This window comes from Chitinophaga sp. CF418 (assembly GCF_900142925.1).
Lineage (GTDB): Bacteria > Bacteroidota > Bacteroidia > Chitinophagales > Chitinophagaceae > Chitinophaga.
The window spans coordinates 188190-203414 of sequence record NZ_FRCN01000002.1 but is presented as its reverse complement, the minus strand read 5'-3'; the positions used below and the strand labels follow the sequence as shown (position 1 = coordinate 203414).

Sequence of the window (15225 nt, the reverse complement as noted above, 5' to 3'; positions counted from 1 at the left end):
AGTAATCAAAGGTGCCTGATAAAGGCATTATCTCTCCCTTGAAGAATCGAAGTACAGCTGATGTATTATGTTAATACTTGTTATTATCTTTATATAATAAAGCAACTTCCTATGCGCTATGTATTACTGCTGGCGGCAGGTATTTCCCTGTTTGCCTGCAATGCCCCAAGCACCCCGGACGCTACAACAAAGGCAGATCCCCAACATCCGGGGCAGGGACAATTCACCGCTGTGATCAGCGAAGACCAGATATTCGATAAACAGTTAGTCCTGAGTGCAGTCTCCATCACTAAGGGAAAGAGCAGGATATCCGACAAGTATTTCCTGAAAGGAGTGGATGCATACAGGAATCAGAAGAATCCTGATGAGGGGGTGAAGCTGTTTAAGCAGTCCATCATGGAACAGCCACAAGCCAGGGCTTATTTTGAACTGGGTAACGCGCTGGCAGAGCTGAATAATCTGAAGGATGCGGCGTCTGCTTATGAGATAGCAGAGGTGCTGGATTATAAGCCAACTTCAAAGGTGTTGTATAACCTGGCTTGCGTATATTCCAGGGCACAAGAGGCAAAGGCAGCCCATTATTATCTTATCTCTGCAATTGAGTTCGGGTACAGCAATACCAAGAACATTTTTGGGGATAAAGATCTCCAATACCTGAGAAACGTCACGGATTTTAACACTGAAGTTGCTGCTGCCCTAAGCGGTGCTACTGACCCCGACAAACTGCAATGGAACCTGTTCTGGCATGAGTTTAAACCGGTATCCTATCCGTTGGTACTGGACGAGAAGTATGGCAAAAAGCTGGGAGAAGACTACATATCGTACGAGTATGAACGTTTTGTGGCTGAAATGCGTAATAATGATAAATTTTCCCGTGAGGTAGGATATGAATTCTATCATGTGGGGTTGGCAAAAGCGACAGATAGTGTTAAGACGCTTGTTTATGCAGTAAAGAATGTCATCATGAACGGCTATGTTCCTCCGGAGTATTATATCGTCAGCTTTGATCATGTCGGAAAGCTGATTGACAAACTGCTGATTGGTGGGCACGTATTACTGAAAGAACCATTCCGTGTAGCCACATTAACAGAGAATGGCAATATCGAGATAGGATTGTTTAGTCAGGTGTATAAGAAGGACCCCGAAAACGAGGGTTATGAAGACAATGAGCTGGAGGATGTGAAATTGCTGGAGAAACAACTATACAGTATTACAGAAGACGGTCATTTTGTGAGGAAGGAGAATCTGCTGGGAATGAATCGTTAAGATATCCCAGCCCCCGGCGGATAATGGCTTCTGCTATCAGCAGGTTCAATGTCCAGCTAAGCCAGGAGATAAGAATATAAGCCGGAACGGGGCGGATAGGGAGATTGAAGGTGCCTATCAGGAAAGCATACAGGCGTAATGAAATGGCAGATAAGGTGAGGGCATAACTCCGGACCATCATGCCGGTATGTAGCCGCCACCTGCGTTGCAGGGCATAGCGCCAGCCCAGGAAAGTGGTGAGCAGCCATAGGGACGCGAGCAACACGAAACTGATACGGGCAGGTAATCCGCCATTGGCGTAAAAGCCCATGACCAGCCCGGCGGGACCACTGAAGAACAAGATGACTATTGCATATATTTTCCCGGACCTGCGATGCAGGCCGGGAAATTTTTTTAGCAGATAATTGCTGAATTGCAACAGCCCTGCTATCAGTACGATGACGCTGGTAAAAACATGCACATAAAAGCTGATCCGCCAGTGACGGATATGATATACCAGCTGTTTCGTCATGAGAAAGTCCACATACCGGTCAAAGGAGGTATAGGGAAGACTCAATAACAGCATCAGCCAGGAGGTGTACAGGATGCTGGCGGCAAACAGGTAAAAGGCTATACGTCTTGCGAAAGAGGGCATAGATCAATAGTAATTTTCAATAAAACTGAAAAATCCTGTGGTATCGGTAAGACTTATAGATGAGCCTTCGCCGGATGGATATTTGAGGATAAATGTGGTAGACCGCTGCTGGTAAACCGGGTTCGGTTGCCAGTTCACCACTATAAGTGTATCCGATTGCTTTTCCCAGGTGCCTCTCAGCGTGTTCATTTGCTTTGAGAAGGTAGAATCATTTGCCATCTCATAGTAGTTCAGTATACAGCTGCCATCAGCATCAAAGAGGATATCGCAGTGCTCTCCTGACATGTAATTGATACCCAGGGCGCTGGCATCTTCCATGAGTTTGGTGAGTGACAACTGCTTTTCGGCCAGAGACTTATTGTTGGAGGGTTTCCATGAGCCGGTAGCTTTGGTGAGCGAGGCATCCATCAGCAGAGAGAAAACACCGTCAAACTCATGATCGCCGGGTTCAGAAAGCTGAATATCCAATTTATCTCCTTTGTTGGTAATACTGCCGCTTAGATTTCTTCTGAGGCCTTTGTGTGTATTGTAACCGGCTATTTTGCTGCCACTGCAGTAGTTGATGGTAATGTAAATAGGACTGCCAACGAAATCGCCTTTATAGACTCCCAGTATCCTTGCCTCCAGGGGAGCCTCCTCTGCGGTTCCCTTTGTTGCGGTGCTGTCAGTTGCAGTTGTAGTTGTTGGGGTAGATGTAGATGGTTGGCATGCACTAATAAAGCATGCACCAATGAATGCTGTAATAATGTATTTCACAGGGTGTTTTTTTGTAAAGTAACTAATAAATGCAGATTTGTGCATTACCATCAACGAGAAATTGTTCCAGCCTGTCACGTGCGATCACCTGGTTGCCCAGTAGAAGGGGACAGCCGGGCACATATTTCCATGTATTCCTGACAGCTTTCTGTAACGGATAATCGAAATCCCCACAATAACATGGATTTATTATCCAGGCTGCTGATACAGCTGCTTTCAGCCTGCCTGTCTTTTCCGGTTTTTCACGCAGGCGGGTATTTAACAGGGTGGCTCCTGTGTGGGATTTCTCATAGAATTTTCATTCATGACATGAATAATTTCTATTTACCAGGATATTTAAAACTCGCCGTTTCTTTTGTATATTTAATGCAGTAATAATTCTGTTAGCAACGTCTTTTTTTGCGGCCCCTGTATCGCCTGCATTATCTGTTCTTTTCGAGCATAGTCGCACAGTAGTATTTACCCAAATTTGATAACAACCAAAATTTTACTTCATGAAACGAATGTCTTTCAACATTATTTCCTGTCTTTTGCTGGCCTTCGCATTATTTGCCGTATCGTGCGGCAAAGATGGAGCTACCGGTCCTGCCGGCGCACAAGGCCCTGCTGGTCCCGCCGGTCCCGGTGGCCCCGCTGGTCCTGCCGGTCCCGCTGGTACAGCCAATGTGATCTATTCGGACTGGCTGGATGTAACATATGAGCCTGATACTGTCCATAATCCAGACGGAACTATTGATACCTTACAGTACATTGCTACAATAGCGGAGACCAAACTTGATCTTGATATGCTGAGCACTGGTGAGATCAAAGTTTACCTGAATGGTTTCAGTGCCGCTGATCCAACGGTTATACCGCTACCCTATTTTAGCATTTATAGTGGCTTGACTATCGATCCGATTTTCTATCTCAATACTATCCAGCTCACCTCTAACGGGGACATTAGTACGGTGACGCAAGCTGGAGTAAAATATCAGCAATACAGGTATATCCTGATACCCGGAGGTACACCGGCACGTAAAGCGCCGATTGACTGGAATAACTATAAAGCGGTGCAGCTGTACCTGGGGCTGAAAGACTAATTTGATGTGGTTTAGTTGCGTGGAGGTTACAAAACAGTGGCATCTAACGTTTTTTGACTAAACGATATAAGCGGGGATCAGCAATTGAACAAGGAGGTAGGATCCTTACTCAATTGCTGATCCCTTTTTATTTTATTTTACTGTGTTGTTGTTCAATGCCTGCCACAGCATATCTTTCAACTCAGACAGACCTTGCTGGGTAACGGAAGAGATAAAGACATGCGGCACATTGTCAGGAAGCTCTTCTGTGATCGCTTCTTTCAGCTCATCGTCCAGCATGTCGCTTTTACTGATGGCCAGCAGAAACTGTTTATCCAGAAGTTCGGGGTTGTATTGTTCCAGCTCATTCACCAGTATCTCAAAATCCTTCTTATGATCCTGGCTATCTGCCGGGATCAGGAACAACAGCACGGAGTTTCTTTCAATATGACGCAGGAAGCGGTGTCCCAAACCTTTTCCTTCGTGTGCTCCTTCAATGATACCGGGAAGGTCTGCTATCGCAAATGAACGGTCATTACGGTAGGGTACCATACCCAGGTTAGGGGTCAGGGTGGTAAATGCGTAGTCCGCTATTTTAGGTCTGGCAGCAGTGATGGTGGACAGCAGGGTTGATTTTCCCGCATTGGGAAACCCTACCAGCCCCACATCTGCCAGCATTTTCAGTTCCAGTACTTTCCAGCCTTCAATGCTGGGCATGCCCGGTTGTGCATAGTCCGGGGCCTGGTTGGTGGGGGATCTGAAAAAGTTGTTTCCCCGTCCGCCTTGTCCGCCGGGAATCCAGATTATTTCTTCTCCATCATGCAGGATTTCCGCCTCCATATCGCCGGTTTCTTCATCGAAGGCCTGGGTACCCAGGGGCACTTCAATGATGATGTCCTCTCCGTTCTTACCGGTACTGTTATTATCACGGCCATTGCCGCCATCTTCTGCCACCACGTTCTTATACCAGCGCAGGTGCAGCAGGGTCCATAACTGGGAGTTCCCTTTCAGGATAATATGCCCGCCACGGCCACCGTCACCACCGTCGGGACCGGCTTCCGGGTTGTATTTGGTACGCATGAAGTGGGCACTTCCTGCGCCTCCTTTACCTGATTTGGCGTAGATCCTTATGTAATCAACAAAGTTGCCTCTTTCCAAAGTATTTGATTTATGCTACACGCCCCTGTTTGAAGGGCATGTATAAATATAAAAACGCAAAGATCGTTAAGTTCAGGCATTTTAACTACGCATAGCGCGCTAAAATGCTTACTTACAATCTTTGCGTTTAAAATATATGGGAATAGTCTGTTATACTTTTTCCTCTACGACCAGGCTCTCGATCTCTTTGCTCAGGCGTCCGAATATTTCCTCAACGGAACCTTCTCCCTTGATCTTCTTGAACTTACCGTATTTGGCATAGTGGTCAGCTACAGGAGCGGTCTTATTATGATATTCCACGATACGGGCCCTGATCACATCTTCATTCGCATCGTCCGGACGGCCAGAGGTAGCGCCTCTGCCCAGCAGGCGGCTGATCAGTTCATGCTCAGGTACTTCCAACGCCAGTACAACGGAAATGGAAGTTTTCTTCAGTGCCAGTAATTTGTCCAGGGCTTCAGCCTGGGCGGTAGTACGGGGGAATCCGTCAAAAATAAAACCTCTTGCTTCCGGGTTGGCATCCAGTTTGGAGCTGATCATGCCGATCACCACCTCATCTGGCACCAGTATACCCTGGTCCATCACTTTCTTGGCTTCCAGGCCAAGGGGTGTTTTGGCTTCAATTTCACTGCGCAGCAAATCGCCGGTGGACAGGTGAATGAGCCCGAATTTATTAATCAGGTTAGCACTCTGAGTGCCCTTACCGCTACCGGGAGGGCCAAATAAAATGATATTGACCATGTTTTAAAAAATGCTTTAGCAAGGATGCAAATATAGCAAACAATTGAATGTATTGGTAACTAAAATTGCAATTGCTTGAATAATGTAAAATATTTAAGAAATTTCCTAGATATGTTTTAATGATTTGCTGTAAATAATGGATTATTTTTAAGAAGTTCACTGTTGATGTGTAATGGTTAACGCATCGCTTTTACAGACATTATGTAAATAAATCATATCACAGGTTAACGTAAATATAAACAATTCTACTGCCGTATGATATCCACGGATCAAATTGTCAAGTAAAAAAAATTAGCTGTTTAAACATAAAAATGTTCAGAGCCATAGTCGGAACGCTATGTACTATGGAGTAATAATTTGTAAGTTTAGTCGATGATGATGAAGCAATTAATGATTTTAGGTCTCTCTTCTCTATGCATGGCAGGAGGGGGTGTGCCCCGGAAAATGCCGGGAAAGGAACCAGGGCCCGGAACGCCAAAACAACAGGTGCTAAAGGAAGCAAAAAGCAATAAACCCGTAAAGGTAAAGCAGGATGATGAAGCCACCCGTTGGGTGGATAGCGTCTTCGAATCGCTGGACGACGACGAACGCATTGCCCAGCTCATCATGATCAGGGCGCATTCTAACCTCGGGGAAGACCACGTTAGAAAAGTAGCGAAGGATATCCAGGACAACAAGGTAGGGGGACTCATCTTTTTTCAGGGAGGCCCTGTACGGCAGGCTAATCTCACCAACTACTACCAATCCATCTCGAAAACCCCGCTTATGATAGCCATAGACGGGGAATGGGGGCTGGGCATGCGCCTGGACAGCGTAAAACCACTGCCCCGCCAGCTGATGCTGGGCGCCATGCAGGACAGCACGCTGGCTTACAGGTACGGACAGGTGCTGGCTATGCAATGCAGGCGCCTGGGTATTCATGTGGACTATGCGCCCGATATGGATGTAAATAACAACCCCAATAATCCTGTGATCAATGACCGTTCTTTCGGTCAGGATAAATTCCAGGTAGCCCGTATGGGTGTACAGGTCATCAGGGGCATACAGGATCAGAATGTGATGGCAGTTGCCAAACACTTTCCCGGTCACGGCGATACTGATGTAGACTCTCACCTGGATATGCCGGTGATCCGGAAAAGCAGGGAGCAACTGGACTCGCTGGAACTCTATCCTTTCCGCAGGGCAATAGAAGCAGGGGTGCAGAGTATCATGATGGCCCATCTTTACATTCCGGCGCTCGACAGCACACCCAATACGCCTACTTCCATTTCGCATAAAGCCATCACCGATTTCCTGAAGGGAGAGCTCGGGTATAAAGGCATTGTCATCACTGATGCATTGGAGATGAAAGGTATCGCTAAGTTTTACACTGGCGGGGAAGAGGCTGCTCAGTCGCTATTGGCGGGAAATGATATGATGATGCTGCCTTCTACAGCGGCAGGAAGTGTGGATGCTATCAAACATGCCATCAGAAGAGGACAGATCTCTAAAGAGGAAGTGTACCAGCGGGTAAAGAAAGTGTTGCTGGCTAAATATAAACTGGGGCTGAACAAACCGCAGTTCATAGATGTGAATAACCTGACCAGTGATCTGAATGCGGCGACAGACTCCCTTACCCAAAGCATAGGTGAGCACGCTATTACTTTACTGAAGAATGATAACAACCTTATTCCGTTCACGCTGCATACACCCGGCAAGATCGCCGTTATTGCGGTAGGTGCAGATGTGAATAATGCTTTTCTGCAAACTGTTAAGACCCTCCGGCCGGATGTGAATTCTTTCATTTTCACTGCCCGTCAGTCGGAAACCCAGGTACCGCAGGTAGTGGAGCGCCTGAAGCGGGACTACCAGGCTGTGATCATCAGCCTGCATAACTATGCCCGCCGTCCGGCTAACAATTTTGGTATCAGTACAGCAGAGCGCCTGCTTATACAGCAGCTGCAACAGGAAATGCCTTCGGTTACTGTTGTATTTGGTAATCCTTATGCTATCCAGTATTTCTGCGATGCGCCTACCGTTATTGCGGCTTATGAGGATGATGATATTACCCAGCGTACAGCGGCAGCTATCTTATTTGGCCAGCAGGCAGCGAAGGGTAAGCTATCGGTAACGGTATGCCCGAACTTCCCGTATGGTACCGGTATCATACAAACGCCGCCAAACCCTATAGTGAAAACAGAACTGCAGCATGTGAAACCCGAGACCGTGGGTATGAGCAGCCAGGTGTTACAGAAGATCGATGTGCTGGCAAACGAGATGATCGCCAAAGGTGCTGCACCGGGTTGTGAGATACTGGCAATGAAAGACGGTAAGATCGTGTACGATAAGACTTTCGGATATTTTGACTACGCCAAGCGCGAACCCGTTACGACCAATGCGGTATACGATCTGGCATCAGTAACCAAGATATGCGCTACCACGCTTTCTGTGATGCACCTCTATGATGAAGGAAAACTCAGCCTCGATAGTACGCTGGGCGATTATCTGCCATGGGTGAAAGGCACGAACAAAGCTGGCCTGCGCATTCGCGATGTGCTGCTGCACCAGGCAGGATTGGTGGCCTTTATTCCATTCTTTAAGGATGTGATAGATGCAAAAGGAGTCCCGGACACAGCATTGTTCCATACCTATGCAGATTCCGTGTATTCTGTGCGGGTAGCAGAACATCTGTATATGAGAGGCGATTATGTGGATACTATGTACCGCCGCATCCTGGAGAGCCCGCTGAAACCACAACAGGGATATGTATACAGCGACAATGACTTCATCTTCCTGGGAGAAATTGTAGAACAGCTGACAGGCAAGAAACTGAACCGCTATGTACGCGAAACATTCTATGAGCCACTGGGCATGGCCAATACAGGTTTCCGTCCGCGGGAACGCTTCCAGCTATCACAGCTGGCGCCAACAGAGAATGAGCCTATCTTCCGCCGTCAGTGGATACGTGGGGATGTACATGATCCGGGCGCGGCCATGTTTGGCGGTGTGGCAGGGCATGCCGGACTGTTCTCCAATGCGGAAGACCTGGCTATTCTCATGCAGATGTTACTGAATGGTGGCAAATACGATGGAAAAGAATATATCAGGTCTGAGACGCTGCAGTTGTTCACAAGCTATAATAGCAATGTAAGCAGGCGCGGACTGGGATTTGATAAACCTGAAAAAGATAATGGCCGCCATGGAGAGCCCTATCCATGTAAAAGTGCCTCGCCGCTTACTTATGGTCATACCGGTTTTACGGGCACCTGTATATGGGTAGATCCACAGTCGCAGCTGGTGTTCATCTTCCTGAGCAACCGTGTTTGTCCTGCCGGTGGGGATAATAAAAGGCTGATAACACAGCATGTGCGGGAGAATATTATGGAAGTGCTGTATGAAGCGATGGGAGGGAAGAAATAGGTATAGAGAGCGGGATAAATAGGCAATAGTGCCAGGTGAAGTATGCCTTTACGGCCATTCATCTGGCACTATTTTTTTTATGGATTGCAATATCTTTCGTACGGATGCTTATTGTACTGATACTGTTCTGTTGATGCTTGTTTCTGTCTTAATATTCACAATCTTTTCTGCGAGTCTGTTCCTGCCTCTTCTGATTTCGAAAGTATAAGCTCCGTCCTGCAGTTCCTGCATGTTGAACTTGGCTACATACAGCATGGTAACAGGCAATGATTCCTGATGCAATACGTAGTTGTTGGCATCTTTGATGCTCAGTGTTACTTTTTCTACGCCGGGATTCTCAACAGTGATCTTAAATACAAGCGCCTCAGGTTCAATCTGGGCAACTTTCAGTTTGAAAGCTGTTACAGGAGCAGGGGCTTCATCATTGTTCACTACCATGCTTACCTTGGTGTCATTGTATGCATAGGCAGTCTCCTGGGCTTTCGAAAAAGATACGTTTACGAGGATAGCGGCTAATAAAAACGATATGCGTTTCATACAAAAATGTTTGTTTTTGTTTAGATGGTGTTGTCTGTTTGTATTAGCTAATACATGGTTCCTTAATTCGCCGCAAAGATCGATGGGATACATTAACGGAAAGTTACGGGTAGGTTAACATAGGATTATGAAACGGGCAGGAAGAGATGACGAATGTCATTCTTAATTGTTAATTGATACCTAACTTTGCTGGCGTTTATGGAAAAATCGAGATTACAACAGCAGCGGCCGGTGGCTATCTGGCTATATATAGGAGTGGGAATGCTAATTGTCCAGGTTTTGCTGGGGGGAATCACCAGGCTGACAGGTTCCGGACTGTCCATCACCGAATGGAAACCCATCATGGGGGCTTTACCGCCTATGACGGAGGCTGCCTGGCAGGTGGCTTTTGAAAAATATCAGAAGATTGCCCAGTACCAGTATATAAACCGGCATTTTACGCTCTCCGATTTTAAAGCCATTTATTTCTGGGAATGGCTGCACCGTAACTGGGCCCGGTTCATCGGGGTGGTTTTTGCAATTCCCTTTATCTATTTCCTTCTTAAAAAGAAGCTGGATGCTTCCATGATAAAACCGATGATCATCCTGTTCATTCTCGGGGGCTTACAGGGCGCTATCGGATGGATCATGGTACAGAGCGGCCTGAATACGGAAGATCTCTACGTGAGTCATATAAGACTGGCGGTACACTTCATTGCTGCATTGGTATTGCTGTGTTATACATTCTGGTTTGCGTTGAAACTGAGCACTGACAAACGGGAGGTACTATCCATGCCAGGCCTGCGTAAACTGAACGGCTGGCTGCTGGGAATACTGACATTACAGCTCATTTTTGGCGCTTTTATGGCGGGACTGCATGCAGCTCTTGTGGCCAATACCTGGCCCGATATCAATGGCATGTGGTGGCCAATGGGCATGTTTACCCAGGGAAGCCTGCTGACAGATATCACACACAATGCAATCACTATACAGTTCATTCATCGCGGACTGGCCTACCTCATCACTATCCTGGTGGTAATATGGTGGTGGAAAGCTTCAGAAGCACCGGAGAACAGCCTGTTGCACCGCATCCGCTATGTGCCTTTACTGCTGGTATTATTGCAGGTAATGCTGGGAGTGCTCACACTGCTGGGCAGCCAGGTGAGAATTCCCTTGTTGCAGGGCATACTTCACCAGGGCGTAGGCATGCTGTTATTACTCTCTCTTGTGTGGACTTTGTACCTCAGCAGAAATAAGGCAGCGAAAGTGTAGAAGATCGAACATCCGTCCGGTAACATGTTAAACTTTTTCGTAAGTTTATTGTAATTAGCGTACGGATGAAAGTGAAATCTTTGTTGGTCAGGATCTTTTACTCATTCCCTATACAACTGTTCTTGCTTCATTTCCGCAAGTACCAGGTGTTGCTGGTGTTCTGGGCTATACTTTTCAGCACTATAAACGGGGAATTTGCCAAGGTATTTGGTGGTGACGCCTTGTACCTTGCACCAGAGTATCTGGGCAACGTGAACTTCTATAGTACCTCTATCCTGGGGTTGGCCACCGGTTTGTTTGCGATGAGCTGGAATATCACCACTTTCATTTTGCATACCGGCCGTTTTAAATTTCTTGCCACTACCTCCCAACCTTTTTTTAAATACTGCCTGAACAATTCTATTTTCCCCATTGCCTTTATGGTGAACCTGCTTTTCCGTGGCTGGGAATATCAGCGTTATCAGCAGTTGAGTTCGGTTCCTGAAATATTATTACTGACAGAAGGATTTATCTGCGGATATCTTTTCGTCGTCTTCTTCAGTTTCTTTTACTTTTTTAATGCAGACAAAAATATCGGCCGCAGGCTGGAAAAGAAGTTTGGTAATCCCCGCAATTTCCTGCGCCTGGTGCTGAAGCCCACGCAGGAAAAAGACGAAAATGCATTGCCTGTACACAACTATTTTAACTCTCCCTGGAAGATCCGCCGGGCCAGGAATGTAGACCACTACAACAAACATTATCTTGATAGCATACTGAAGCAGCATCACTTTGCAGCGATGATCACTGTGGGGTGTGCGCTCATCTTTCTGGTGATTCTGGCCTTTCTGATGGATTATCCTGTATTCAGGATACCTGCGGGCGCGAGTGTAATGATCTTTTTCGCTTTCCTGATAGGGGTGGCGGGAGCCTATGCTTACCTCTTGCAAAGTTGGGCTATTCCTATGGTGCTGGTGATGCTGTTTGCACTGAACTGGTTGGTGGAACATGACCTGCTGGACAACCGTAACAAGGCTTACGGGCTTGACTATGGTGAAAGAAAGCAGCGGCCGGAATATAGTGTAACAGCCCTGCAGCAATTCTTTACCTGGGAGCGGGCGGAGCGGGATAAGCAAGAAACGATGAAGATCCTGGAAAACTGGAAGACGCGATACAAAGGTCCCGGGAAGCCAAAGATGGTCATCATCAACTTCAGCGGAGGCGGTTTACGCGCCGCTACCTGGAGCATGAATGTTTTACAGCGGCTGGACGCTATGATGAAAGGGCAGCTGATGAACAATACTTTCCTGATGACGGGGGCTTCCGGCGGTATGATGGGAGCATCGTACTTCCGGGCATTGTACATGGAAAAGCAAAAGGGAAGACCTATCAATATGCAGGACAGCGCCTATACAGAACGCATTTCCCGCGATCTGCTGAACTGTGTGTTCACGGCTATGGCGGTGAACGATTTTATTACGCCGTTCCGCTCATTCAAAATAGGGGACAACCGGTATGCAAAAGACAGGGGATTTGCCTTTGAACTGCAGCTGAACAGCAATACGGGAAATGTACTGTCCGGCACCATCAGCGATTACCGGGAACCAGAACAAAAAGCGCAGATCCCTATGCTGATCTGGAACGCAACTATCAACGCCGACGGCCGCCGCCTGATCATTTCCCCTCAGCCGGTCAGCTATCTTTGTGCGCCGGAGTATTCAACCGGGATAAGAAGTGTACGGGATGTGGACGGCGTGGATTTCTCCCAGTATTTTGCCAACCAGGGAGCGGCAGACCTGCGTATTGCCAGCGCCATCAGGATGTGCGCTACTTTCCCCTATGTTCTACCCAATGTATTTCTGCCCAGCAAACCTATTGTGGATGTAATGGATGCAGGTATCCGGGATAACTTCGGACAGGAAGCTTCCATGCGCTTCCTGCATACTTTCCGTAATTGGGTCAATGAAAATACGGATGGCATTGTCTACATCCAGATAAGGGATACCCGAAAGAACGATATTAAGTCTATCAAACAGTCTATGAAACTGAATGATATGATGTTCGACCCACTGTTCACGATGCAGGCGCATTGGAGCGCTATGCAGGACTTCGTACAGGACAATGAGCTGACCTACCTGGAGGGATATTTCCCCGGAAAATTCCACCGGGTCATTTTCCAGTATGTTCCCCAGAAAGAGGATAAGGCGGCAGCATTAAGCTGGCACCTGACCTCCCGTGAAAAGATCGATATTGCCGGTGCGCTGGATAATCCTACCAACCAGGCATCATTCGACAGTGTGATGAATACATTGGGCCGTCCGTTGCTGACCGAGGGCAATCGTTAGAAAAATTGCCTGAAAACCGGGCGGGACCATAAATAATAAAAAATCAAATCTGTACCTAACATGGTATTTTTGTATCAGAACAGGTGAGGATGAAATGACCGTTTTTAGCTGTAAGATGTTGAGGAATAGCATATTGCCAACCGGAAGCTTAGATTTTTAGTGAATCATTTGGAGAAATGATCACAATTATTTAAAAGCGTATCCCCACTTTTTCCACATTTTATTGTAACTTTGCGCCTTCTTTGGCCCGACCTGTGTCAACCAGCCAGAACAAATTGAACAAGATTTATGAATATCCGTAACATAGCAATCATTGCGCACGTAGACCACGGTAAGACTACCCTGGTTGATAAAATCCTGCATCACACCAATGTTTTCAGGGCAAACCAGGAAACAGGTGAGTTGATCATGGACAATAACGACCTGGAAAAGGAACGTGGTATCACCATCCTGAGTAAGAACGTATCTGTTGAGTACAAAGGGGTGAAAATTAACGTGATCGATACTCCAGGCCACGCCGACTTCGGTGGAGAAGTGGAAAGGGTGTTGAAAATGGCGGACGGTGTGATCCTGCTGGTAGACGCCTTCGAAGGGCCGATGCCACAGACCCGTTTCGTACTGCAAAAAGCGCTGCAGCTACACCTGAAGCCTATTGTGGTGATCAACAAAGTTGACAAGGCGAACTGCCGTCCTGACGAAGTGCATGATGCGGTATTCGAACTGTTCTTCAACCTGGATGCTACAGAAGAGCAGCTGAACTTCCCAACCTACTACGGTTCCGGCAAGAACGGCTGGTTCAACGATTCATTGACTCAGTGTGAAGATATTACTCCGCTGCTGGATGGTATCCTGAAGCATGTACCAGAACCAAAGATCCCTGAAGGTAACCTGCAGCTGCAGATCACTTCACTGGATTACTCTACCTTCCTTGGCCGTATCGCTGTAGGACGTGTAGCGCGTGGTTCTATCAAAGAAGGTCAGCCGATCTCCCTGGTACAGACAGATGGCACTATTAAAAAATCCCGTGTACGTGAACTGTACACCTTCGAGGCACTGGGTAAAAAGAAAGTGACTGAGGTAGAGCCAGGTGATATCTGTGCTGTTGTAGGTCTCGAAGATTTCAATATCGGTGACACCATCGCTGACTTCGAGGCTCCTGAAGCATTGCCTGTTATCAGCGTGGATGAGCCAACCATGAACATGCTGTTCAGCATCAACAACTCTCCGTTCTTTGGTAAAGATGGTAAGTTCGTTACCTCCCGTCACCTGCGTGACCGTCTGATAAAAGAAACTGAAAAGAACCTGGCACTGCGTGTAGTTGATACAGACAGCGCTGATAGCTTCCTGGTATACGGCCGTGGTATCCTGCACTTAGGTGTATTGATCGAAACCATGCGTCGTGAAGGATTTGAGTTGACTGTAGGTCAGCCTCAGGTAATCCTGAAACAGATCGATGGTAAGAAATCTGAGCCATACGAAACACTGGTAGTTGACGTTCCGCAGGAATTTGCAAGTAAAGTGATCGACCTGGTAACCCGTCGTAAGGGTGAAATGCTGATCATGGAAACCAAAGGCGACATGCAGCACCTGGAATTTGAAATTCCTTCCCGTGGTCTGATCGGTCTGCGTACGCAGATGCTGACCAACACTGCAGGTGAAGCTGTAATGGCACACCGTTTCAATGATTATAAAGCATGGAAGGGCGCTATCCCTGGCCGTAACAATGGTGTACTGCTGGCTAAAGAAGCAGGTTCAACTACCGCTTACTCTCTGGATAAACTGCAGGATAGAGGTTTCTTCTTCGTAGATCCAGGAGAAGAAGTGTACAAAGGCATGATCATCGGTGAAAACAACAAACCTGGTGACCTGGTGGTGAATCCGAATGAAGGTAAGAAACTGACCAACATGCGTGCAAGTGGTAGTGATGCTGCAACCAGCATTGCGCCTAAGACCCTGATGACTCTGGAAGAGTGTATGGAGTACATCCAGCACGATGAGTGTATCGAGGTAACTCCTAACAACATCCGTATGCGTAAAGTGTACCTGGATGAAGAAGAGAGAAAGAGACTTTCTAAATCGATGAAAGCAGACGCATAAGCGTAAC

The 15225-nt window shown here is 47.1% G+C and carries 11 protein-coding genes; 6 read left to right on the top strand and 5 right to left on the bottom strand.

Annotated features, from left to right (window positions below; translation table 11 throughout):
• The first annotated feature begins 111 nt into the window (after nucleotides 1-111).
• On the top strand, nucleotides 112-1266 hold the full coding sequence (locus tag F3I09_RS05385) for a tetratricopeptide repeat protein (protein WP_149694023.1): 1155 nt from the start codon (nucleotides 112-114) through the stop codon (nucleotides 1264-1266).
• On the opposite strand, the gene F3I09_RS05380 is transcribed toward F3I09_RS05385, so the two are convergent.
• Nucleotides 1211-1900: a DUF2306 domain-containing protein gene (locus F3I09_RS05380; protein WP_149694022.1), complete on the bottom strand. Its 690-nt coding sequence runs from the start codon at nucleotides 1898-1900 to the stop codon at nucleotides 1211-1213. The two genes, F3I09_RS05385 and F3I09_RS05380, sit on opposite strands and share 56 nt — an antisense overlap.
• A gap of 3 nt (nucleotides 1901-1903) precedes the next feature.
• Nucleotides 1904-2656, bottom strand: coding sequence for a hypothetical protein (locus F3I09_RS05375; RefSeq protein ID WP_149694021.1), 753 nt, complete (start codon nucleotides 2654-2656; stop codon nucleotides 1904-1906).
• A gap of 494 nt (nucleotides 2657-3150) precedes the next feature.
• Here F3I09_RS05375 and F3I09_RS05370 point away from each other — a divergent pair, with 494 nt between their 5' ends.
• Entirely contained in the window at nucleotides 3151-3735 is a 585-nt protein-coding gene (locus F3I09_RS05370; RefSeq protein WP_149694020.1) for a hypothetical protein, read from the top strand.
• Between the two features lie 132 nt (nucleotides 3736-3867).
• Here the strand turns inward: F3I09_RS05370 and obgE are convergent, their stop codons facing one another.
• Nucleotides 3868-4872 (bottom strand): GTPase ObgE, encoded by a 1005-nt coding sequence (gene obgE, locus F3I09_RS05365; RefSeq protein WP_149694019.1) that lies wholly within the window; start codon nucleotides 4870-4872, stop codon nucleotides 3868-3870.
• 150 nt (nucleotides 4873-5022) lie between these two features.
• Entirely contained in the window at nucleotides 5023-5613 is a 591-nt protein-coding gene (locus F3I09_RS05360; RefSeq protein WP_149694018.1) for an adenylate kinase, read from the bottom strand.
• Between the two features lie 375 nt (nucleotides 5614-5988).
• Here F3I09_RS05360 and F3I09_RS05355 point away from each other — a divergent pair, with 375 nt between their 5' ends.
• Nucleotides 5989-9012: a glycoside hydrolase family 3 N-terminal domain-containing protein gene (locus F3I09_RS05355; RefSeq protein ID WP_149694017.1), complete on the top strand. Its 3024-nt coding sequence runs from the start codon at nucleotides 5989-5991 to the stop codon at nucleotides 9010-9012.
• 108 nt (nucleotides 9013-9120) lie between these two features.
• On the opposite strand, the gene F3I09_RS05350 is transcribed toward F3I09_RS05355, so the two are convergent.
• On the bottom strand, nucleotides 9121-9549 hold the full coding sequence (locus F3I09_RS05350; protein WP_149694016.1) for a hypothetical protein: 429 nt from the start codon (nucleotides 9547-9549) through the stop codon (nucleotides 9121-9123).
• Nucleotides 9550-9747: 198 nt separating this feature from the next.
• Here F3I09_RS05350 and F3I09_RS05345 point away from each other — a divergent pair, with 198 nt between their 5' ends.
• The 3 genes from F3I09_RS05345 (at nucleotide 9748) to typA (ending at nucleotide 15218) form a co-directional block, all read left to right on the top strand.
• Complete coding sequence (locus F3I09_RS05345; RefSeq protein WP_149694015.1) at nucleotides 9748-10800, top strand: COX15/CtaA family protein; 1053 nt, start codon at nucleotides 9748-9750, stop codon at nucleotides 10798-10800.
• Between the two features lie 65 nt (nucleotides 10801-10865).
• Nucleotides 10866-13121: a patatin-like phospholipase family protein gene (locus F3I09_RS05340; RefSeq protein ID WP_149694014.1), complete on the top strand. Its 2256-nt coding sequence runs from the start codon at nucleotides 10866-10868 to the stop codon at nucleotides 13119-13121.
• Nucleotides 13122-13409: 288 nt separating this feature from the next.
• Nucleotides 13410-15218 carry a translational GTPase TypA gene (typA, locus tag F3I09_RS05335; RefSeq protein WP_149694013.1) on the top strand — a complete coding sequence of 603 codons (1809 nt, stop codon included), beginning with the start codon at nucleotides 13410-13412 and terminating at the stop codon, nucleotides 15216-15218.
• Nucleotides 15219-15225: the final 7 nt, after the last annotated feature.

What these genes read in the sequence shown, in the direction of transcription:
- F3I09_RS05345 (WP_149694015.1), top strand. Translation starts at nt 9,748, where the DNA reads ATGGAAAAATCGAGATTACAACAGCAGCGGCCGGTGGCTATCTGGCTA.
- F3I09_RS05340 (WP_149694014.1), top strand. Translation starts at nt 10,866, where the DNA reads ATGAAAGTGAAATCTTTGTTGGTCAGGATCTTTTACTCATTCCCTATA.
- typA (WP_149694013.1), top strand. Translation starts at nt 13,410, where the DNA reads ATGAATATCCGTAACATAGCAATCATTGCGCACGTAGACCACGGTAAG.
- F3I09_RS05370 (WP_149694020.1), top strand. Translation starts at nt 3,151, where the DNA reads ATGAAACGAATGTCTTTCAACATTATTTCCTGTCTTTTGCTGGCCTTC.
- F3I09_RS05360 (WP_149694018.1), bottom strand. Translation starts at nt 5,613, where the DNA reads ATGGTCAATATCATTTTATTTGGCCCTCCCGGTAGCGGTAAGGGCACT.
- F3I09_RS05350 (WP_149694016.1), bottom strand. Translation starts at nt 9,549, where the DNA reads ATGAAACGCATATCGTTTTTATTAGCCGCTATCCTCGTAAACGTATCT.
- F3I09_RS05355 (WP_149694017.1), top strand. Translation starts at nt 5,989, where the DNA reads ATGATGAAGCAATTAATGATTTTAGGTCTCTCTTCTCTATGCATGGCA.
- F3I09_RS05380 (WP_149694022.1), bottom strand. Translation starts at nt 1,900, where the DNA reads ATGCCCTCTTTCGCAAGACGTATAGCCTTTTACCTGTTTGCCGCCAGC.
- F3I09_RS05385 (WP_149694023.1), top strand. Translation starts at nt 112, where the DNA reads ATGCGCTATGTATTACTGCTGGCGGCAGGTATTTCCCTGTTTGCCTGC.